The 20,566-nt window shown below is 66.2% G+C and carries 21 protein-coding genes; 6 read left to right on the top strand and 15 right to left on the bottom strand.

Annotated features, from left to right (window positions below; translation table 11 throughout):
- Positions 1–403 precede the first annotated feature (403 nt).
- From I8J34_RS03470 to I8J34_RS03410, 14 genes are all read right to left on the bottom strand, one after another.
- Complete coding sequence (locus I8J34_RS03470) at positions 404–763, bottom strand: hypothetical protein (RefSeq protein WP_214359978.1); 360 nt, start codon at positions 761–763, stop codon at positions 404–406.
- Positions 764–914: 151 nt separating this feature from the next.
- Positions 915–1,337 carry a hypothetical protein gene (locus tag I8J34_RS03465; RefSeq protein WP_214359977.1) on the bottom strand — a complete coding sequence of 141 codons (423 nt, stop codon included), beginning with the start codon at positions 1,335–1,337 and terminating at the stop codon, positions 915–917.
- A gap of 63 nt (positions 1,338–1,400) precedes the next feature.
- Positions 1,401–1,790: a single-stranded DNA-binding protein gene (locus I8J34_RS03460; RefSeq protein WP_214359976.1), complete on the bottom strand. Its 390-nt coding sequence runs from the start codon at positions 1,788–1,790 to the stop codon at positions 1,401–1,403.
- Positions 1,791–1,867: 77 nt separating this feature from the next.
- A complete protein-coding gene (locus I8J34_RS03455) occupies positions 1,868–2,131 on the bottom strand; it encodes a hypothetical protein (RefSeq protein WP_214359975.1) in 264 nt (87 codons plus the stop codon).
- Between the two features lie 19 nt (positions 2,132–2,150).
- Positions 2,151–2,351, bottom strand: coding sequence for a DNA adenine methylase (locus I8J34_RS25080; RefSeq protein WP_214359974.1), 201 nt, complete (start codon positions 2,349–2,351; stop codon positions 2,151–2,153).
- On the bottom strand, positions 2,332–2,793 hold the full coding sequence (locus I8J34_RS03445; RefSeq protein ID WP_214359973.1) for a hypothetical protein: 462 nt from the start codon (positions 2,791–2,793) through the stop codon (positions 2,332–2,334). The genes I8J34_RS25080 and I8J34_RS03445 overlap by 20 nt, the downstream gene beginning before the upstream one ends.
- A 113-nt stretch (positions 2,794–2,906) precedes the next feature.
- Positions 2,907–4,052 carry a PFL_4669 family integrating conjugative element protein gene (locus tag I8J34_RS03440; protein ID WP_214359972.1) on the bottom strand — a complete coding sequence of 382 codons (1,146 nt, stop codon included), beginning with the start codon at positions 4,050–4,052 and terminating at the stop codon, positions 2,907–2,909.
- A complete protein-coding gene (locus I8J34_RS24800) occupies positions 4,049–4,177 on the bottom strand; it encodes a hypothetical protein (protein WP_255553106.1) in 129 nt (42 codons plus the stop codon). Before I8J34_RS24800 ends, I8J34_RS03440 begins: the two co-directional genes overlap by 4 nt.
- Before the next feature lie 343 nt (positions 4,178–4,520).
- Entirely contained in the window at positions 4,521–6,044 is a 1,524-nt protein-coding gene (locus I8J34_RS03435) for a hypothetical protein (RefSeq protein ID WP_214359971.1), read from the bottom strand.
- 3 nt (positions 6,045–6,047) lie between these two features.
- A complete protein-coding gene (locus tag I8J34_RS03430; protein WP_214359970.1) occupies positions 6,048–6,473 on the bottom strand; it encodes a hypothetical protein in 426 nt (141 codons plus the stop codon).
- Positions 6,470–7,084, bottom strand: a complete 615-nt coding sequence (locus tag I8J34_RS03425; RefSeq protein WP_214359969.1) for an STY4526/YPO1902 family pathogenicity island replication protein — start codon at positions 7,082–7,084, stop codon at positions 6,470–6,472. The genes I8J34_RS03430 and I8J34_RS03425 overlap by 4 nt, the downstream gene beginning before the upstream one ends.
- A gap of 38 nt (positions 7,085–7,122) precedes the next feature.
- A complete protein-coding gene (locus I8J34_RS03420) occupies positions 7,123–8,982 on the bottom strand; it encodes a ParB family protein (RefSeq protein ID WP_214359968.1) in 1,860 nt (619 codons plus the stop codon).
- 2 nt (positions 8,983–8,984) lie between these two features.
- Positions 8,985–9,863 carry a ParA family protein gene (locus I8J34_RS03415; protein ID WP_214359967.1) on the bottom strand — a complete coding sequence of 293 codons (879 nt, stop codon included), beginning with the start codon at positions 9,861–9,863 and terminating at the stop codon, positions 8,985–8,987.
- 489 nt (positions 9,864–10,352) lie between these two features.
- Entirely contained in the window at positions 10,353–11,027 is a 675-nt protein-coding gene (locus I8J34_RS03410; RefSeq protein ID WP_214359966.1) for a hypothetical protein, read from the bottom strand.
- Between the two features lie 131 nt (positions 11,028–11,158).
- Here I8J34_RS03410 and I8J34_RS03405 point away from each other — a divergent pair, with 131 nt between their 5' ends.
- From I8J34_RS03405 to I8J34_RS03380, 6 genes are read left to right on the top strand one after another with little or no spacing between them, the layout of a single operon-like run.
- Complete coding sequence (locus I8J34_RS03405) at positions 11,159–12,004, top strand: M15 family metallopeptidase (protein WP_214359965.1); 846 nt, start codon at positions 11,159–11,161, stop codon at positions 12,002–12,004.
- Between the two features lie 44 nt (positions 12,005–12,048).
- Positions 12,049–12,315, top strand: a complete 267-nt coding sequence (locus I8J34_RS03400) for a PAAR domain-containing protein (protein ID WP_214359964.1) — start codon at positions 12,049–12,051, stop codon at positions 12,313–12,315.
- 16 nt (positions 12,316–12,331) lie between these two features.
- A complete protein-coding gene (locus tag I8J34_RS03395) occupies positions 12,332–13,732 on the top strand; it encodes a hypothetical protein (RefSeq protein ID WP_214359963.1) in 1,401 nt (466 codons plus the stop codon).
- 15 nt (positions 13,733–13,747) lie between these two features.
- Positions 13,748–17,512 (top strand): type VI secretion system membrane subunit TssM, encoded by a 3,765-nt coding sequence (gene tssM, locus I8J34_RS03390; RefSeq protein ID WP_214359962.1) that lies wholly within the window; start codon positions 13,748–13,750, stop codon positions 17,510–17,512.
- Positions 17,509–18,498: a type VI secretion system-associated protein TagF gene (gene tagF / locus I8J34_RS03385; RefSeq protein WP_214359961.1), complete on the top strand. Its 990-nt coding sequence runs from the start codon at positions 17,509–17,511 to the stop codon at positions 18,496–18,498. The genes tssM and tagF overlap by 4 nt, the downstream gene beginning before the upstream one ends.
- 2 nt (positions 18,499–18,500) lie before the next feature.
- Positions 18,501–19,283, top strand: coding sequence for an OmpA family protein (locus I8J34_RS03380; protein WP_230411693.1), 783 nt, complete (start codon positions 18,501–18,503; stop codon positions 19,281–19,283).
- 121 nt (positions 19,284–19,404) lie between these two features.
- Here the strand turns inward: I8J34_RS03380 and tssA are convergent, their stop codons facing one another.
- Positions 19,405–20,499, bottom strand: coding sequence for a type VI secretion system protein TssA (gene tssA, locus I8J34_RS03375; protein ID WP_214359959.1), 1,095 nt, complete (start codon positions 20,497–20,499; stop codon positions 19,405–19,407).
- Positions 20,500–20,566 lie beyond the last annotated feature (67 nt).

Here is a 20,566-nt window from a genome sequence, read left to right as displayed (position 1 = left end):
AATCGCCGAAGCGAATTCATGACGACTTTCTATTCCTCGACACCTGAAATGTCAAGCTCCCAGGCCAACGTCATAGGTTTGAGTGCGCCACCTTCTCGTTCTGACCACGGCTAGCACAAGTAACGTCGCAAGGGCGAGACAGCCCTGAAAAGTCGGTGGCGGCGTGAACAACACGCCTCGGGCGGCACCGTCGGCCAGCGCAAGACTGTGGGCGGCCCCAACCGGGAACTGATCGGGGCCACTGCCGTGCGCGTACCACCGCACGGCCCACCACCCGCCGAACATCACCATGGTCACGAGGATCGAAATCATCGCATGCACCTCAGCGCCCGATTTGCATTTTTTTGCCGACACACTTCGATCAGATCCACGTCGGCGCAGATGCGCAGGATTCCGATCGCGCTCATTGCTCCGGCCTCCAATCGACCAGGCGCAGCTCGCCGCTGGTGATGCGCAAGGCATTCTCGCGCGCCTCGTCGAACACAGCCTTGATCATGTCGCGCCCCACATCCTTGTACGGCGACATCGGCCGCAACTCGGTAACGTCCGCCCACGCTTCGTGCTCGATGATCTCCTCCTCGAACAACGCCTCAGGGTCGTCCGCGGACAGCGGCAGTGGGATGTGCTCGAACCAGCGCACGAAGCGCTGAGCGCCGGTGCGCGCGATGATGTCAACGACACCATGCTCCCGATGGCGCGCGATGGCACCGATGGGGAAAATCTTCGGATGAGAGGCGAAGGCAATGACTGTCTCGCTAGTCATGATGATCTCCTTGGGTAGTAGTGAAGCGCTTCAGAGGCGGAGGTCGAGAGCTAGCGAGGGGCTCTCCAAAGCACTTAAAAAATGCCATCACCATCACACGATGTCAATTGCGCTCCCGCCTCAATCCGTACGCATGTAGTCCTCGATCGCTTCATCCTCGAATCCGAACAGACGCCAGCGCCGCTGCTCTCGCGCCGGCGCACACCTGCCTCAGCCCTGCCATGGCGACATGAACTCGTGACAAATGAAATAGCCCAGCGCGCGCAGGCGCGAGAGCAGCGGCCGCGATCGCCACGAGCGCGTCGCGCTTGGCGCCGCGCGCCCGGTTGTAGTGCTCGATGTCATCGAAGCCGGACGGATCCCACGGATCGGTCAGGTCGATGCGGCCCGAGCAGGCCGAAACTTGATCTTCGACACGGTGTAGCAATTCAAGCGCCTTGTCGTGGGCGCTGCACGCATGGCAGTGTTTCAGCGCTCTGACGATCGCCTGGGCGTCCAGGCGAGAGCGCTCGGTCAGAAGCGCGGCGGTAGCATCCTCGAAGCGCGGATACGCTGTTTCAGCAGTCATGCTCATCGGTCTCTCCAGCAGTTCATCGGTTGTGACTGGCCGGTGCGCTGGCGAGCCCGAGGTGCGCGATCAGGCGGCGGCAGCCTCCTCCCGTTTCGCGGCGAAGACCACGGACTCCACGCGCGCGAGCGTGAGCAGCACGTCGTCAGCCACGACCTGGAAGCCCGGCACCTTCACATCCGTGCCATCGGGGGTGTACTCGAACGTCCGCAGTTCCCCCTGGACCATCACTCGCGCGCCCTTGCGCAGCAGACGAGCCACCTGCTCGGCACGCCGGCCCCACACCGACACGGCTAGCCAGATCCCGCCGGTCTGCTCGAACTCACCGTCCTCGCCGCGGCTGTACTCGTCGAAGAACACCCGCATCTCGGCGACCTGGCGATCCTCGCCGCGCACCGTCACCGTCTTGAGCGTCGGCGCACTGCCCACGTTCCCCTTCCCTTCGAATCGATTCGGCATTTCACTCTCCTTGGCGCCTCACAAGAAACCTCGCGTCGCCGGCGCCGTGCGCTCGCGAGAAAGAAGCTTCCGGACCCTCAATCCGCTGCACGGCTTACCGGCCACACAGCTTCGCGGTAAGACGTCATCCTGGTTTCAATCGCAGCCCATGTCGGCTCGTACTCCGGCCAGTCACGCTCGACGACAGCGCAGATCAGCGGGTCTTTGTCGTCTTGCACGCGCCCTGCGGTAAGCTTCCCGAGCAGAGCCGCGAGGATGCTTCGCTCGCAATCCGTCAGGTACTTCTTCACATCGCTCACTTTCGCAACGTAGTAGCGGTGTTCACGCTGGAACTCGCTCATTCCTATTCTCCTTCGGGCCTCACGCCCAAGATTTGTTGGTGACGGCCGCAGTTCCTGCCGGATCGGCCGCACCGCCGAACGGCTCCACGTAGGTGCGACGCTCGGGGAAGTGGCTTACGATCCACTGCGCAAGGCGACACTTGCCGCCGTGGTAGGGCAGCGCCGGCCCCACGGCGCAGTCCGCGCCCCCGGTGCCTGTCTCAGCGCCTGTTGCCAGCATCACCGCCTCCTCGCCGCCTTGCTCCCGGTCGCTCTAGGCTGTCGTCTCCGCGCAGCCGCGCCTGGCGACGCGCGAACAGCGTCAGCTCCGTGCGGCGCAGCTGCTCCTCGTCGTTCAGACGCAGCGCATGCTCATTGATGCGCCGATACCAGTCGTGCAGGCTCGCCGGCTCGCGCTTGATGAACTCCGGCACCTCGTACCACGGCACGTTCGAGCCCTCGCGACCGGTATCGCGCCAACGCACGAAGCGGGCCCCTGAGTCGCGCTTGTGCAACGCCAGGTAGAACCGCCGCCCCACCACCCGCTTGGTCTGCTCCACCAACTGGCGCTGGGCGCGATGCGCCCGATCGAGCGCGGCGAGTAACCGCCTCTCCTCGGTCGGGGGCGCATCGACACCGCCATCGCCGCCTCCCCTACCCGTAAAGGCCTTTGGTTCACTCATGCTTTGACAACCCCTTGTTTCACCACCGGACGCGTTCCCACCCACTGGCCCACGACCGGACGCTCCCACCATTGCTTCACCCGCCAGACCGAGCTCGCGTTGCGCCATTTCCATCACAACAGTTCCTCCCCACCCTCGGCGTCCTCATCCGGACCGGCGTCGGCCTGCGCCTGGGCCTCCGCCTCGATCTGCGCGGCGACAGTGGCCAGCAACTGTCGCTCCTCGGCCGAGAGGTTCGCCCGCCGGCGCGAGTGACGCGGCGCCAGCGCCCCCGTGAACACCTCTTGGGGCACCGGGCCGAAGTACTGAAGCACGGCCTGCACACGCTTGACGGCCATCTCGTCGGCACCCGGCACGAAGTCGCGGCGCGACAGCTCGTACAGCTCCGGCTGGACCAGAAACTTTTCGAAGCGGAACACCCGCATGCAGTCGGCACGGAAGCGCCGCGTGTGGTGGCGAATGCGCGCCCTGCCCTCCTCGTCGCTGAGCAGATCCTTGCGGATGAGCGTCTTCACGATGCGTACGAAGTAGTCGTATTCGACGATCAGCTGGGCCACCGCATAGCCATAAGGGCTCTTGAAGCCCAACTCCACCGCCTTCGGCTCGCGCGAGCGCAGCACCGACAGCTTGAGGCCCCGGTCGGCCATGGCCTCCAGCCGTCCTTTGAGCTCGTCCGCCTCGGATCGCAACTCCTCCTTCAGCTGCGCCACGTACTGGTCAGCCAGCAGCAGCGCCCAGTCGGCGTAGGGGTTGTCCAGTGCAGAGCGAGCCCACAGCAGGCGCAGGCTCGAGGCCAGGGTGCGTCCGCCGGGGATCGCTGGTAGTCGTCCGTCCGGATCGCGCCGCCGACCCAGAAACATCCGGTAGCCCTCCTTGGTGTGGAGCGTCATCAGGTCATCGTCGTCATCGACCAGGCCGCCCAGCTCACGAAGCTTGTACGCCTCCTGCTGGGTGACGCTTGTCGGTGCCGCATTCATCGACTTGTACTCCGCGCGCATCTGGCGCAGCCGCCCCTCGCGCTGCTGGAACTCGGCGAACCGCCACCACATCGGATCGCTCGGATCGGGATCGTCCGCGTCGATCAGATGCTGCACCGCCGACTGCTCGGCTGCCATGTCGTAGCCGTCGTCGAAGGGCGAGTCGGTGGTGCGCAGGAACTGCTCGGCTGCGGCACCCGGGTACGGGACGAAGGTACCCGGCGGCAGCTCGGCCGCCTGCGTTCCTTTGTGGCGCGATGCCGCGGATGTCGTGTTGCTCATTCGGAGTCCTCCTGGGGTTGATCGAGGCGCCTGGCCAACTCATCAAGCGCCGGGATGGGGGTGATGCCGGGGATGACCACCGCCTCGGGCAGCGGCTGGCGCAGCAGGGCCTCAAGGCGGTCCATGTGGACGCGGTAGCGCCGAGGCATATTTGGTGGGACGTTCGGGTCTCGATGTTCGGAGACGAGGCCGAGGGTCACCAGATCTGCTAATGCGCGAGCAACGGTCATCCGTGTTAGCACAGGGCAGTGGGCGCTAATGTCTCGCCAACTGAGCGGCACTTCATGCTTTCCAGCATGACGGTGCAGTAACGCGTACAAGACACTCGTCTGCGAGTGGTTCCCACCAAGGCGCCAAAAAAGCCTCGGAAAGAGTTCATGTTGAGACATCGTTAGTCTCCTGCTCATTTGATGCGGCCCATTTTGGGCCGCCGTTTAGGGGTAAGACGCTGGCCCAAAATGGGTCGCATCACCGCGTTGTCGCGCATCGCATCCTCCTGCGAAGTTCATCGAGTTGATCCCGCACCGCCGCGCTGGGCAGCGTGCGTTCCTGGGAGGAGTTTTCGGACGGCGCAGGCCGATCCGACGCCTCCAGCCTCATTCCCTCCGGCAACTGACGCCGTGCCGCCTCTAGAGCCGCCGTGGCGTCCCGTTTTCGGCTGCGGTTCAGCGCCCGTGCCGGCACGAACAGCCCGCACTGGGCCCGCCCGACCAGGCCGGCGAGATAGTTGATCGGGGCGCGCACGTTGCCGAGGGCCAGTTGTGAGGCCCACTCGTCTGCGACCGTCTGAGCCAGCGCCGTGTCGCCGAGCCGCTGCAAGACCTGGATGGCCGAATGGCGCTCGGTGGCGCCGAGGCTGCCGGGCAGTTCGAAGGGGGCACGGCCCTGGGTTTCCTTTCGATTTGAAGAACCACTACGCGACACCTGCGCGGGCACGTTGGTGCTGTCTACCTCCACCGTTTCGGTAGGTAGTTGTGTAGACGAAGTAAACCCATATAGGGGTTGCGGTTTTCCGGACGACATGGCGTCCGCTTTCGCGCATCCTTGTTGTCCGCTTTCCCGCAGCCTGGAATGTACGATTCCGCCATTCCAGTCGTCCGCTTTTGCGCATGCTGGATTGGCGTTTCCGTACATTCCTTGCCGCTGCTGGGATTGCGGTCGATTTTCTGGCTCGGCAGGGCAAATTTCGTGGGCCCGGACGGCGCCATCGAGCGCGGCGGCCACCGCATCGATGTTCACTTGCGTCAGCCTCCGGGCAGGCGCACCGGTGCTCCAGCACTCGGTAATCAGCCCGGCGTGAAGCAGCGCCGTGCGCGCACCCTCCATCTGCGAGCGGCGGATGTGCAGTGCGCGCTGGGTATCCTGCATGGCCAGGTCGAACCAGATGACGCACGGACCGACATCGTCATCCGAGCTCGCCACGACGTGCCGAAGGCGCGAGGCCTCAGCGTATACCGGCTGGTGTCGAAGATTGGCGCATAGCCAACTCAGATAGAGCCCGCCGGCGACCGAACTGGCCACCTCGGCGAAGGGCTTGTAGCAGGCCACCGGCCGGCCAAGCAAAGTGCGCACCACCGCCTCGGACCATGACCACTGGCGCACGACCCGGCCGATCTGGCGGCCGAGCGCCTCGGCGATGGCATCCAAGTTCAAGCGGAACCAAGTGCGCCTTGGCATTCCACGGCCTTGCTCTTCGAGCACGCCTAGCGAGCGCAGGCGCGAGCGCGCATTGATCTGTTCGTGACGGGACAGGCCCGTCGCATTGCGCCACTCTTCGGTCGTTTGCCAGAACCAGCCGTTGCGATCGGGCTCGGTTCGCGCGTAGTGACGCGTCCACGACAGCGCGTGGCCCAGCATGAGCGTCGCTTTGATGCTACCGGTCAGCTGCGCCAGGGACGGGAAGTATTGGAGGTAGCGCTGCCCCACGAGGCGGGACAGCAAGGGGGCTGCGGCACGCGAATTGTTGTTCTGGTCGGGCGCCGCAGCGGCCATCGTTCAGCCTCGCCCCTCTGGCCTGTCCGCCGTCAGCTTGGCCGCCGCATCGAGCAGATCGTAGAGCCGCTCGTAGTCGACCTGGAACTGCATCGACGCGTTAGGCCGGCGCCGCTCTTGGATCAGCCCAAGCTCGCGCAGCCGTCGGCGCGCCCGCTCCTGTTCGCGGCGCGACATTCCGGTGTCGGCGTGCCAGTCGTCCTGTGAACGGGCGAGCCACCCCGCCTCGGCGGCCTCTGGGTACTCGTTCAAGTAGTACACCGCGTAGGACAACCAAAGGGCGGCGAGGATGTCGCCGGTCACATCCACGTAGATGCGATGGAACACGATCGGGCTCTGCCCGAAGACCTCCAGCACCAAGGCCGGGTCGATGCCCTGCGGTGGGAACGCGCCGCTACCGCGATCGCAATCGTCAAGGGGGCCGTTCATTGGCGTGCCTGCATTGGGGGGCTGGGATGGCCGTTGCCGCCGGCATCGGGCACCACGTGGAACGAGCCGTAGGCTTCGTCGATCACGCGGCACACATCGTCGATGCGCAGATGCGCCACTTCCTGATGATGGATCGCGAAGAGGCGCTCGACGGTGTTCTCGTAGCCGCCCGCGATGGCCGGCCAGGCGACGCGGATGCGCTCGCAGTCGGCCTCGGTAGGTCGGGCGTTGGTGCGCGAGCGGCGGCTCTGGGCGTCAAGGATCAATGCCAGGCGCTCGCGGATCTCCGCGCTCGACCGGCGCCAGAGCGTCGCCACCAGGTCGGGGCACGCGCCGTTGAGCAGGAAGTAGTCCATCAGCGTCACATGGCGCAGCGTCGCATCGAAGCGCTCGGCCACCGCCTGCAGCTGCGCGGGATCGATGTGCACCTTGATCGGCAGGCCCATGTCGATCATGTGCGACAGGTCGCTGGCCGGGCGTTGGCGCAGTACCTCGAGCTGGCCGGGCGCGAAGCCTGCCTCGACCAGCGTCTGGAACTCGCCGGCGTCGATGCAGCGGATCAGGTAGCCGAGGATCGCCAGCCTGAGAACGGGATCATTGATGGGAAACACGGTCCGACCTCCCTGGTGTGGTTGAAATGAATGGTGTGTCAGCGCTCGCGCCCGGCCCCCTGCGCCTCGCGCAGGTCCTGCCAGGCGCGCGCCAGGCGATCGAGCGACGCCCAGGTCTCGCGATCGCTCATCAGCCACGCGAGCCAACCGTCGGCAAGGCCGAACATCTTCGACTGTGTATCCGCCAGGGTGCTGGCGTGCTGCATGAGCTGGTTGTCGAAGCCGCCATCGTCGAACACCTCGCGCCGGTACTGCACCACCCAACGGCTGTCCGCCGGTAGCTGCTCGACTGTCGCCTCGTGGAACTGGCCGCTGAGCGATGCGAGGTAGTTGTAGGCGCACACCAGCGCGGGCGTGGAGCGGCCAGCCTCGGCGCTGGCACGATCGTCCAGCGGCCGCTCAGGGAATTCCATCCAGAAGCCCGCAGGGGTCTCGATCTCGAAGTCGACGATCCGCAGCAGGTCCACCAGGTCGTGGCGCACGCAGAAGGCGCGTAGCGCGTCGTACCAACGCGCCTTCGCCGCGTCCTCATCGTCAGCATCGGCTGCCTCAGCTGCCACACCCGCCTCCCCCGTGCGTGGCGCGGACGCCACGGGCCGGCATTCGGTGCTCTCGGCCGAGGCGTCCGGCGGCGGCGCTTGCTGTTCGGTGGCGTCGCCCGGCTCGACCGCCCCAGCCATGCGTTGGCGTGCCACGGCCGCGGCCTTCACACCCACGGCCTTGGCGCCTACCGCCCCCGAACGTCGCGCGCTGCGCACGGGGGCGGCGGGCAGCGCCTCGCCAACGCCCTGGCCGATGGCCGGCTTCGCGCGTGCTTCTCCGAGCAGGCCTCGGATCTCATCATCGTCTGCCTTGCGTGCGACCGCCGCGGCCAGCGGATCGACACCTGTCGGTGACAACTCCAGCAATTCGGCCAAGGCGTTGCGCATGCGTCGTACGATGACCTCTCCGCGCTGCGCCAGCGAAATGGCTGGCGCCGCTACTCCACCCTGTGCCGCCTCGGGCGGGTTCAACTCGGCGGCGTTTCGATAGACAGCCGCCATCGCCGATTCGAAGCGACCCGCTTCGACGTTGGCTATCGTGGCGAGGCGCTGCAGGGCGGTGTGCTCGATACGCAGGGTGGTGCTCACCTCACGCGTCAGCCAGGAGCCGATCGGCGCGAGGTGCTCGCTCGCGAAAGCGTATTCGGCGAGCGTCGCATGGTTGCCTGGCATACCCAGACGCTGCGTTTCCGCCTCGAGATCCCTTAGTGAGACGTAGCAGCCACGCTCCTTCTGCAACTCCTCTCGCAACATCGCGATCCCAAGCGCCTTCTCGTAGAACTTGGTATCGGCCCGGGCCTCGTTCTCGATCAAGTGAGCCGTCAGCACATTGGCCTCGCCGCGCCACTTTTCGATCGCGACGCGCACCATCCGGAAGCGCTCGTCGCGAGTCTCCTCCCACAGTTCCTTGAGAATCTGCAGCCGGGTGTTGCCCCCCATATAGAGCATGTAGCGCGGCGCGTTCGGGCGCTGGACGACCGACAAAGCACCCTCGAGACCGCCGCGTTCCTTGATGCTGGCCTTGATCTCGTCGTACTTCGGGTTCTTGCTCACCCGCGGGTTGCGATCATAGAAATCGATTTCCGTGACCGGCAGCGATGTTGTCCCGTCGTTGTACTCCTCGCGTGGCGGGGCACCAGCTGGCACCCGTTGAGCCAGCTTCTGCCCGGCTAGTGTCTTGGCAGCGGCCCGCACGCGAAGGGTTTTTGGGGAAACCGGCTTGGGCGCCTTGGACGCTTCCTGCGCGTTGGCGGCGCGCTCGGCACGGGCGGTCTCGTACGATTGCTTGTTGCTCATCATCTGTCCGATGTCCAGGTCGCGCGGTAGGCGCTTGAAGAGGATGTCGTCGTTCGGCATGGTTACTCCTCGGCGGCGGATTCCTGCTCGGCCAGGGCCTCGCAGGCCTGCGCCCAGCACCCCTCCAGGCTCGGGATCAGCTCCCACACAAGGTGGTGCATCGTGCGCCCGGCACGCTGCGGGTCCAGCCAATGGACGGGCACCTGTTCGGTGGCCGAGCGCTTGTAGGCAACCGCATGCGGCACCACGGTCTTGAGCGCGGTGACGCGCCCACGCATCGACAGAAACTGCTCGCGGATTGCGTCGGAGATCGATAGCGAATCTCCCGTTCGTTCGAGCTTGTAGATCACCGCGCGCATCGGCGGTACCGACAGACCAAAGGCACCGACAGGCTCCAGACGCTCGAGCAGCTCGAGGGTGCCGGTCGTGAATTCCCTTGCGGAGAGGATGTCCGGGCTCACCGGGCTGATGAGCGTGTCGGCGGCGAGAACTGCGGCGTCCTGCAGGTGACCGACCGCTCCCTGGGTGTCGACGAGCACCACGTCGTAGCTCTCGCGCACTGCGGGCGTGGTCAGTGCGGTGCGAATGCGCATGGCACGGTCGATGCGCGGCGACAGCCAGTCCTGTAGCTGCCCCTCTGGCGCATCGGAGATGACGATATCGAGGACGCCATCCGGGTTCAGTTCACTGTCCCGCCTCGGGGCGCGCGGCAATTCGAGCGTGCTGATGCACTCGGGCGTCAGCGCCCCGCTCTTGACCATTTCGGTTAGACCGTGTGGCGCGCGCACGGCGAGCGGGAAGTAGCGGGACAGGCTTGGCTGGACATCCGCGTCCACCAGCAGGACGCGCATGCCGAGATCGGCGAGGAGCGCGCCGAGATTGGCGGTGGTGGTGGTCTTCCCTACCCCGCCCTTCGTCGATACGACCGTAAAGATGATCATCGACCGCCCCCCAGACTATCGGAGGACGGGCGCGGGAACATGCGGGTGTATGTATAAAGCATTTTTCGACCCTGCATCAAGTTAAGAATGCAGAATCGAACTTGCCTGTAAGTGCTTGTTGTGCGACTATATTCTTCGCATGTCGCGACGATCCGTTACCGGTTTCGCATAATACAAATTATCGCGGGTTCAGATGGCAGACTCGGGAACGTATGGAGGCAGCGCTTTGCTATGCACGTACGGCAAAGATGCATTCGACCATCCGTAGCACGAGTTCACCATGTGCTGGTGCATCCACGGCATTCTCGTGCGCGGGAAATCCGTCACCTGCCAGCCGACGTTGGCAAGAACGTTGGGGCCTCAACCGACGAGCGCCCGCCATGCGGGGATGCGCACTGGAAATGAACTATCGCAGGACGCTTCGACGATTTTCGCGTAGGCACTTGTCTCCGTCCCGACCTCTCGGCGCCCTACGTTTTCCAGGATCGTTCAGCGCTTGGGCACGTCCTTGACGATGGCTGTGATGATGTCCACGTCTCGCTCGACCGCCTTTTGAATCGCGCGGGGCTGCGCTTTGTCGTCGGTACTTTCGGTGGCTCGCGCGGTAGCGCGCGATTTTCGAACCTTGTGTTGCGACACTGGTTTGGTTTTGGCGGTTTTTTGGGGCGGCGGCGAGGAAACCTCGGCCTTGCCTGGCGGCACCGCCGAAGCCGCCGGCGTGATGGTCTGGTCGGCCGATGCCATGTTGCGTTCGTCTGGCACACCGAGTTGCTTGGCGAGCGGGTCGTCCAGAGACGACGCAAGCGTGGATTGATGCGCCAGGATCGTTGCAGGCCCCACACCTTCGACCGGCCCGACAGTCGGCGGCAAAGAAGGCCGCGGATCGCTCACCGGCACGGGGGCGGCCTGCGGGTTGGCGGCGACGACGGCTGGCGCAGCCGCCTGTGGCGTTGAGCGCCCGGCAAACGCCCACGTGATCGCCCCGCCGGCAATGGCAGCGAGCAGTAGCCACGGAATCAGCGCGCGGCGCCGCACCACGGGTCCGGCGGCGCGCCTGGGATCGAGGTCTTGCAGAATGCTGACATGGTTCGCGTTGCCCGCTGGATGGCCCGCGGCGACAAGGCTGGGGGCGGCGCTCGAAATGCGTTCTGGATTGTTTAACATTACAATGTCGTAAAAAAGGACTTTGCTACTACCCGGATGTCGTAAGATAGCGCTTTTTTCAGGCGCCGAGAATCATTTATTGAGTCGTCTGGCATTTCTTGTCCGCGTTTTCTTCCTCGCCATCCTGCGTCGTGATCGTCCTCGCCCTGCTCTCCTACTTCCTGATTGTCTGCGCTGCGGCCTTGCTGCTCGTCTTTCCCGGGCATCGGGCGATGCTGGCCTCAGGTTGCCGCGCGTCTTTTGATCGCCTGCGCCAGCGCGGGGATCGGGTTTGGCGGACCGGGGGGCGAGTGTTCGGTGGCCTTCGGGCGCGTCTGCTGACTCGCCTGGGCGCGATCGGCCGCTTTGTGGCCACACAGCGCCTGGCCTGCCTGTGTGGCGGCCTGGTGGTTGCCCTTCCGCCGCTTCTCGCCTTTGCCTTGCAGGGCCCTGCCGTGTTCGATTTTTCGGACGAGGTTCAGGCGCCAGGCCGGCAGATATCGGCCTTGCTGCAGGGGGAACAACTGGTACCCCCCCTGCCGCTGCCGCCCGAGTTCTTTTCGACCCGAGAAGTCGAACAGGTCAGGCCCGACGTCTTTGACGCCAGCCGGAACTGGGAGCAACTCGACCCCGAGTTCACCCAGCGCCTTCTGCACGTGATGAAGACATTGCGCGAGCGCTACGGCTACGAACTCACCCTGATCGAAGGCTATCGCAGCCCTGAACGTCAGATGCGCCTCGCTGCGCTGGGGCCGCAGGTGACGCTGGCCGGTGCCTACATGAGCTATCACCAGTACGGCTTGGCGGCGGACTGCGCCTTCATCCGCGATGGAAAGTTGGTGATTTCGGAGCGAGACCCATGGGTCATGCAGGCGTACGAGCACTACGGTGAAGTGGCCGAATCGGTCGGATTGACCTGGGGCGGGCGCTGGAAGATGCGCGATTTCGGCCATGTCGAGCTACGGCGCAAAGACGTGCTGGGCCGCGAGACGTCCTGAGACGGGCACATCGACATCGGCAGTTTGGATGACTGGAGAACGACATGACGCGTCCATTTATTTTGTTGGGTGACAAAACCAGCCATGGCGGCACCGTCATCGGCGCCTCCGAAACCAGCGATTGCGACGGCCGCGGCATCGCCCGCGTCGGTGACAAGGTGACCTGCCCGAAAAAAGGGCACGGGCGTGTCACCACCATCGCCAGCGGCGATCCTACCGCCCTCATCGACGGTCGTCCGGCCGCCCGCCATGGCGACGTCACCGCCTGCGGCGCCGTGTTGATCGCCAGCCAATCCCTCACCACCGACTGAGCCGCCCGCCTCCGCCATGCTCGCTTCGGCATTCAAGATCATCGGGGCATCGATTCTGGCGTTCGCCGTCATCTGGGCACTCGTGCTCGGTTGGTGGCAAGCCAACGATCACACCCCCAGCACCTCCGAGTTGCTGCTCTATCTGGGCGCCCTCCCCGTGGCGGTCATTGGCGGCTATTGGCTGCTGCGTGGGTTCATCGAACATGTGAAAGCGCCGCCACCCGCCCCTGTGGCCGCCCCCCTGGATACCTCGGATCCGCTGGCCAGCGAGGCGGCGCGCACTGCTTCGCGGGAGCGTGGCTACACCGTCGGCATGATCGGCGCCTCGGTCTTGTGCGGCGCCGGGGGCTCGCTCGAACTCCTCGAGGCGCTGGCGGCAGACAAACGGCCGACGCCGGACGCCCAGCTGCTCGACGATGACGGGTTTCCGGTTTTTGCCGCCCGTGCCGAGGCCTTGGATGTCGACGACATCGGCGAGCGCCTGCGCGAACACGATGCCGTGCTCGCCGACGCCCTGGGCAATGCCGATGAGCCGCTGCGCATGCTCGCCCTCATCGATGCGGCGCTGCCGCCCGCGCTGGCGCAGGCACGCGAGCAGATGGTGCAAGGCGGTCCGGACGCGCATCTGCATCTGTTGTGGCTGCTGCCGGCCGGGATCGACGCGTCCCTGATCGGGCGCTTGCAGGCGTGGCTCGGCGCGCAGTATCTGGCCGACATCGATCCCGCACGCCTCACGCTCCGCCTGCGCCACACGCCGACCGAGGCCGCGGCCCTCCAGGAACTCGACGCCCTGGTGCTCGCCACCCGGGGCGATCCGTCCCCGCCGGATGTATCCTTGGTCCTGGCCGCCGCCTCGGCCATCGGGTCGGCCACCGTCCAGGCCTGGGCCGCCCGCCAGGCGCTGTTTTCCGCCACGCAGCAAAATGCCGCCATCCCCGGCGAATGCGCCGTCTGCCTGGTGTTTGGCGATGCGCCCGCGAGCGACCCGCAGGTGCGTCTCTCGCGCATCAGCCAGGGCGAGCGCGACAAATCCATCGTTGCCGCGGGCCGCGTCAGCGGCGCGCTGACCGAGCAGTTGATCGCCGGGCTGCTGACGATCCATGACCTGGAGGCCTCGTCGATTCAGGCGGTGGTCAGCGACGCCGATCACTGCCAGCGCCGCGGCACCGAACTGTTCGATGCGCTGGGCGAGGCGTTCGAGGCCATCGTGCCGGGCGAAAGCGCCCATCAGGTCGCAACCGCCTGCGGCTACGCACCGCCCTTCGGTGCGCTCCTCGCCCTCGCCTGCGCCTGGGAGAAAAGCGTCGCCTCGATGCAGCCGGTGCTGGCCATCAGCCAGCAGCACCCCACCGCCCGCGCAGCCGCCCTGCTGCTTCCCGCCCCTGTTCCGCCCGACGCCTCCAGCGTCGCCACTTGAGTCGGTTACTCCTCCATGTCCCGAATTCGATCTCTTCTGTGTGACTCCCGTTTCCTGGCGTTCGTCGGCATCAGTGCGGCCATCGCCTTCTTTTTCCTGGGCGCGAAAACCCTGAAACTCGCCTTGATGTGGGCGGCCGTCGCCAGCGGCGTGCTGCTCGTCATCTGGTTGGTGGTGTGGCTGGTCCGCCGGCACCGGGCACGCAAATCGGCCGACGCCCTCGGCTCGATGCTCGAACAGCAAGGCGAGACGAGCAGCGCCTCCCGCAACGCCTCGGTAGGCTCCGAGGTCGCCGTGCTCCAGGAGCGCATGCAGGCGGCAGTCAAGACCATCAAGGGCTCGCGCCTCGGGCAGATGTCGGGCGCGGCGGCGCTGTACGAGCTGCCCTGGTACATCACGATCGGCAATCCGGCGGCCGGCAAGAGCACGGCGATCGTCAATTCCGGCCTCAAGTTTCCGTTCGACGACGGTGCCGGTAGCATCATCAAGGGCATCGGCGGCACCCGCAACTGCGACTGGTTCTTCACCACCGAAGGCATTCTGCTCGACACCGCCGGGCGGTATTCGGCCCACGAAGAGGACCGCGACGAGTGGCTCGGTTTTCTCGGGCTGCTCAAGAAGTACCGTGCCCGTGCGCCGATCAACGGCATCATCGTCACGGTCAGCATCGCCGAGCTGATCGAAAACAGCCCCAGCTTCGCCATCGGCCTGGCCAAGAACCTGCGTCAGCGCGTCCAGGAGCTGACCGAGGAGCTTGCCGTCTTCGCCCCGGTTTACGTGCTGTTCACCAAGGCGGACCTGATCCCCGGTTTTCATGATTTCTTCCACGACCTCGACTGGAACGAGCGCGATCGCGCCTGGGGCGCCACCCTGCCCTACGAACCCGCTGGCGCCGACGACGCCATCGCGCTGTTCGACCAGCGCTTCGACGAGTTGCACGAGGGCCTGCGCGCGCTGAGCGTGGCACAGATGTCCCGCAGCCAGGGAGAGCGTTCGCCCCCGGGGCTGCTGACCTTTCCGTCCGAGTTCATTGGCATCAAACCGGCGCTGAAGGCCTTTCTCGCCACCTTGTTCGAAGAGAACCCCTTCCAGTTCAAACCGATCTTCCGCGGCTTCTATATCACCTCGGCGGTGCAGGACGGCGAAACCAAGCCTCTGGCCAACGAGCGCATCACCCGCAAGTTCGGCCTCAGCGGCGACGGCCCGATGCCGCTGCGGATGAGTTCGAACCACGGCTTCTTCCTCAAAGACCTGTTCTCGAAGGTGATCTTCGCCGACCGTCACCTCGTCCGTCAGTACGCCAGCCGGTCGCGGCTGCGCTGGCGGCAGGCCGCCGTGATCGGCTGCCTGTGCCTGCTCGGCGTGGCGCTGGGCGGCTGGAGCTGGTCCTTCCTCAACAACCGCGCGCTGCTCCAGAACGTCGAGCAAGACCTGCAGCAGGCCGAGCGTATCCAGGACGGTCGGCTGGATCTGCAGTCCCGGCTCGACGCGCTGGGCATCCTGCAGGACCGCCTCAGCCAGCTCGAACGCTTCAACGAGGATCACCCGCTGTCCATCGGTCTGGGCCTCTACCAGGGCGACCGCCTGGCCGACAAGCTGCGCAGCGAGTACTTCGCCGGCGTCAAGAACCTCATGCTCAGACCGGTCGCGGAGAATCTCGAAGCCTTCCTGATCGAGGTCAATCGCCATGCCGGGCAGCTCGTCGCCCGGGATGCGACCGACACGCCCGCGCTGCGCGCGAGCGGCACCTATCAGCGCGGCACGCCGACCGATGTCGAGGACGCCTACAACGCGCTCAAGACCTACCTGATGCTGTCCAGCCGGGATCATATCGAGGTCGGGCACCTGTCCGACCAGATCACCCGCTTCTGGCGCAACTGGCTGGAAGCCAATCGCGGCACCATGCCGCGGGAGCAATTGATCCGGGCCGCGGAGCGCGTTCTCACCTTCCATCTCGAACATGCCCACCATCCCGACTGGCCGGTCCTCGACCCCAATCTGGCCATCGTCGACCAGACCCGCGACAACCTGCGCCGGGTGGTGCGCGGCATGCCCGCCGCCGAGCGGGTCTATGCCGAACTCAAGGCGCGCGCGTCGACCCGCTTCCCGCCGGTCACGGTCGCCGCGCTGGTCGGCCCCGACAACGCCAACATCGTCTCGGGCAGCCATGTGGTGTCCGGCGCCTTTACCGTCGAGGCCTGGCGCGAGTATGTGCAGGAGGCCATCAAGGAAGCGGCGACCAGCGAACAGAACAGCGCCGACTGGGTGCTCAAGACCTCGGTCAAGGACGATCTGACGCTGGAAGGCAGCCCCGAGCAGATCCAGAAGTCCTTGATCGCCATGTACAAGCAAGACTACGCCGACGAGTGGAAGCGCTTTGTGCAGGGCATCAACATCAGCAATTTCGACTCCTTCGCGGCTGCCGTCACCGGCATGAACCGACTGGGCGATCCGGTCAACTCACCCATCGGCACCCTGCTCCAGGCCATCTTCGACCAAACCTCCTGGGACAACCCGACGATCGCCAATGTCGGCCTGGAGCGCGCTGAAAAAGGCTTCGTCGAGTGGTTCAAGCGCTCGGTGCTGCGCATGACCCCCAGCCGGGTGCAGGTGGACGTCAACATGACGGCCAAGGCGGCCGCCGTGCCGATGGGGCCGATCGGTCAGGAATTCGCCGGCTTCGGCCGTCTGATGATCCCGCGCGACACGGCCGACCCGCTGTCGGCCACCTATCTCAAACAGCTCTCCAAAGTCCGTAGCCGGCTGAATCAGCTCAAGAATCTCGGTGACCAGGGCCCCGGCGCCATCAAGCTGCTGCGCGAGACCATCGACGGCGGCGACTCCGAACTGGCCGACACGCTGCGCTTCGTGGACGAGCAGATGCTGACCGGCATGCCCGACAACCAACGGGCCGTGCTGCGCCCGCTGCTGCTGCGCCCTCTGCTGCAGACCTTCTCGGCCGTGCTCGGCCCCGCCGAGCAGGAGCTCAACAAGTCCTGGGGCATCCAGGTCTTCGAGCCCTTCAATCGCAAACTGGCCATCAAGTACCCGTTCTCGGCCAAGGCCAACATCGAAGCCTCGCCGCAGGAAATCGCCCAGATCTTCGGCCCCGAAGGCGCCATCGCCAACTATGTGGACGGCACCATGGGCTCGCTGGTGGTGCGCCGGGGCAACACCGTCACGCCGCGCACCTGGGGCGATCTGGGCATCCAGCTCACGCCTGATTTCATGGCCGGCTTCTCGCACTGGGTCGCCTCGCTCGACGGAGCGGCTGCCGACGGCGGCGCCGCACAACCGCAGACGGTGTTCATGCTGCGCCCGCGACCGGTGCCAGGCGCCACCAGCTATGTGATCGAAATCGACGGTCAGAAGCTCGACTACCGCAACGGCCCGACCCCCTGGGCGAACTTCGTCTGGCCCAATGCCGGCGGCGTGCCGGGCGCGCGCATCGTGGCGACCGCCTTCGACGGCAGCAGCGTCGAGCTGGTCAACTTCCCGGGTCGCTTCGGCCTCGAGAAGATGATCAATTCGGCCCAGCGCACCCGGCAGCCCGACAACACCTTCCGCCTGAGCTGGTCGCGCGACGGCATCGAGGTCAGCGTCGATCTGCGCATCATCAGCAGCGCCCAGGCGCAGGCCGCCACACAGGCGGGTGAAGCCGCCCAGCGCGGGCTCGGCGGCGTCGCCCTGCCCGCCCGGATTGCCGGCGGCCCGGTGGGCGGCGCCACGGCCGCCGCTGCCGCACCGGTGGCCGTGGCATCCGCCGGAGAACGCCAATGACCGGCGCGTCCTTCGCCCCCCCGGCCACCTGCTTCGGCAAATTGCCCAGCCGCGGCGATTTCGTCAAAGGGCCCAACCAGCATGGCCTCATCAGCATGCTCGACCGCTGGGTGTCGTCGGCCATGGAGTTGCTGTCCGACGATCCGCGCTGGAAGCAGGCCTACGATGCGGCACCAGCGGTCGATTTCGCCTTCGTCGGCGCGCGCAGTCGCGTCTCCGTGATCGGCCATCTGCGGCCCAGCCAGGACGCCTCGGGGCGCCGCTTTCCCTTCCTGACGGTCGCCACCATCGAACGTGACGACACCTTGATGTTCCGCTGCGCACCGGCCGGTCTGTCGCGGCCGTTCGGCAACCTGCGCGGCATCGCGCGCTCGGCCCTGGCGGGTAGCGAAGTGGCGCAGGTGCTGTCGGCGCTGAGCGAACTCGACTGTTCCGCCGAGTTTTCGCTGGCGCTGGGCTCGGATCCGCTGGGCAACTACGTGCGACGCACCACGCTTGCCGCATTTGCCGAGCGGATCTCCCCGCCGCTGAGCGCCGACGCGGTGCGCCGGATCATCCTCGCCATCGGCCTGCTCATGCGCCCGCTGCTCGGCAACGGCGCCTCGCCGATCGACAAGGCGCTGGTGCTCCCGCTGCCGGACGACGAACGCGACCGCAATATCGCCGCCAGCCTGTGGCTCTACCTGATCACCGCCTTCCTGCGCCAAAGCGGCGCCGAACTGCAGGTGCTGATCGCCCGCGACGCCAACGGCGCACGCCTGGTGGTGGGTTTCAACGGGGCATCGGCGCGCACCCTGCTGGCCGTGATGTCGCCCGACACCGCTCCCGAGCATCTGATCGTGCTCGACGACCCGGAATGGATCGAACAGCACGACGCGCTCAGCGGCGACTACGGCGTCGCCAAGCTGTCGAGCTACCTGCACCAGCCAACGCTGACGCTGGAAGCCGCGGTGAGCACCTTTCGCGAAGTTTTTCTTGGGGAATGACCATGCCCATCCGTTTCATTGCCGCCCTGACCCTCTCGCTCCTGAGCCTGTCGGCCAGCGCCGGCACACCGGCCTCGGCGGCCACCGCGGCACCGCGCGAAGTCGTCGCCACCGGCATCGTCCCCGACGAGGCCTCGCGCAGCGCGATCCTCACCCGTTTGCGCGATCTGTATGGCGCTGCGGCCGTCGTTGACCGGCTTGAAGTCGGCGGGGTCGTGCCGCCGCCCAACTGGACCGAGTACATGGGCAAACTGCTGGCCGCGCCGCTCAAACAGGTGCATGGCGGTCAACTACAGGTCAATGGCACGCAAGTGGCGCTCAAGGGCACGGTGGCCAACGAGGCCCAGCGCCAGCAGATCGTCAGTGCCATGGCCACGGCGCTCAATCCGACCTACACCATCGACAACGCGCTGGTGGTCGGTGCCAACGCGCAGTCGCAGCTCGATCAGGCGCTGTCGGGCCGGGTCATCGAATTCGAGGTCGGCTCGGCCACCCTGACGCCGGCCGGCATCGCCATCGTCGAAGAGATGGAAGCGGCCATCCGCCGCCTGGAGCGCCCGAGCGTCCAGATCATCGGCCACACCGACAGCAGCGGCGAGCGGATGTCGAATGTTGTGCTGAGCCTGTCGCGGGCCAACGCAGTGCGTGATTACCTGATCCGCAAAGGCCTGCCGGAAACCTCGCTGAGCGCCCTGGGCGCCGGCCCGGACCGCCCGATCGCCAGCAATGACACCCTCGAGGGGCGCGCCAAGAACCGCCGCATCGAGTTCCGCCTGGCCAACTGAGCGCCGACGCTGCCATCGTCGCGCAGGGCTTCCGCCACGCGCGGCGCATCACAAGGCTGGCTGGCCCAGCCAACGATTCGTCACAAACACGGCGGCGGGCCAGCGGTGCGGCCCACCCCATTCACCGATCGGTGCCCTGCGCCTCGGCATCGCGCGGCGGCACGCCCAGCAGATCTTCCATCTGCAACAAGGCGGCATCGTCCTTGACCACCGCCCGCAACCATTCGTGCAGCGACATCTGCCCCCACCGAGCGGCCTTTTCGGCCAGGTAGGCGACCGGGCTGTGGGGCTCGGTGGCTTTGAAAAAGGCGGCGATGTCATTGAGTTGGCGTAGTGCATCGTCGCGCGTCCGGATCGGTCCGTGAGCGGGCGCCGCAGCGCCCACCGCAGACGACGCATTCGCAGCCGCCGGGGCATCGGCGGCCGGTGTCGGCGCGTCGGGCGCTGGCCCGGTGTGGTGCCCCGCTTCCTGCGCGTAGCGCCGGCATATGGCCTCGAACTCTTGGAGGGCGTCGAAGACCCCGCCGAAGGCCGGCGCATCTTCCCCCAAAGCGACGTCGATGATGCGTTTGAACGCCGACACGGCCGCGCTGGCCCGCTCCACCGCCGCCACGCAACTGACGAAGTAGGCGCCCGGCGTGTCCTTGCGTGCGGCCTCGAACTGCGCCATGGTCAGATGCGCCTTGCGTGCGACTTCGTCGGCCGCGCCGGGGTTGCGCTCCATGCTCGACGCGGTCGCCCGTGCGGAGGCCAGATCCTGCAGGGCGTAGCGGCCTTTTGCGGAGCGCGTGATCGGCGTTTCCTGGATCAGGCGGGTGCTGCGGGTCACCAGCCAGTCGACGCTGCCGATCCGCTGGCTCGGATCATCGTCGTCCGGCAGGGGATGCACCGAGTCCCACCAGGTGTCGCACAGGCGGGCCAGCAAGTCGTACCCGTCGGCCAGGCCATCGAGGCCGCGCGTGCTTGCCATCGCCTCGGTCAGCCACACGGCCACGCGCAGATCCTTGGTGCGCTCGGCCAGCAGCGTCTGGCACAAACGGATGACCTGCGGCCAGTCCGCCTCCTTGACCTGCGTCACCCACTCGCCCTGTGCCAGCGACGGATCGTCGAAGCGCCGCGCGTCCTGGATCGCGTCGAACTCAGCGGAAAACATCATGTCCTGGCCGCAGGGCGCGTCGTCCCCGGGCACGGGACGCATCAAAGCATCGATATCCATCCGGCTCTCTCGATAGGCAAAGCCGTGTTTATACAACATGCATGGCGCCAGTGAAAGAACGACTTTG

This window comes from Denitromonas iodatirespirans (assembly GCF_018524365.1).
Lineage (GTDB): Bacteria > Pseudomonadota > Gammaproteobacteria > Burkholderiales > Rhodocyclaceae > Nitrogeniibacter > Nitrogeniibacter iodatirespirans.
Note: the sequence above shows the minus strand (reverse complement) of the source record. Positions and strands in the feature narration are given on the sequence as shown.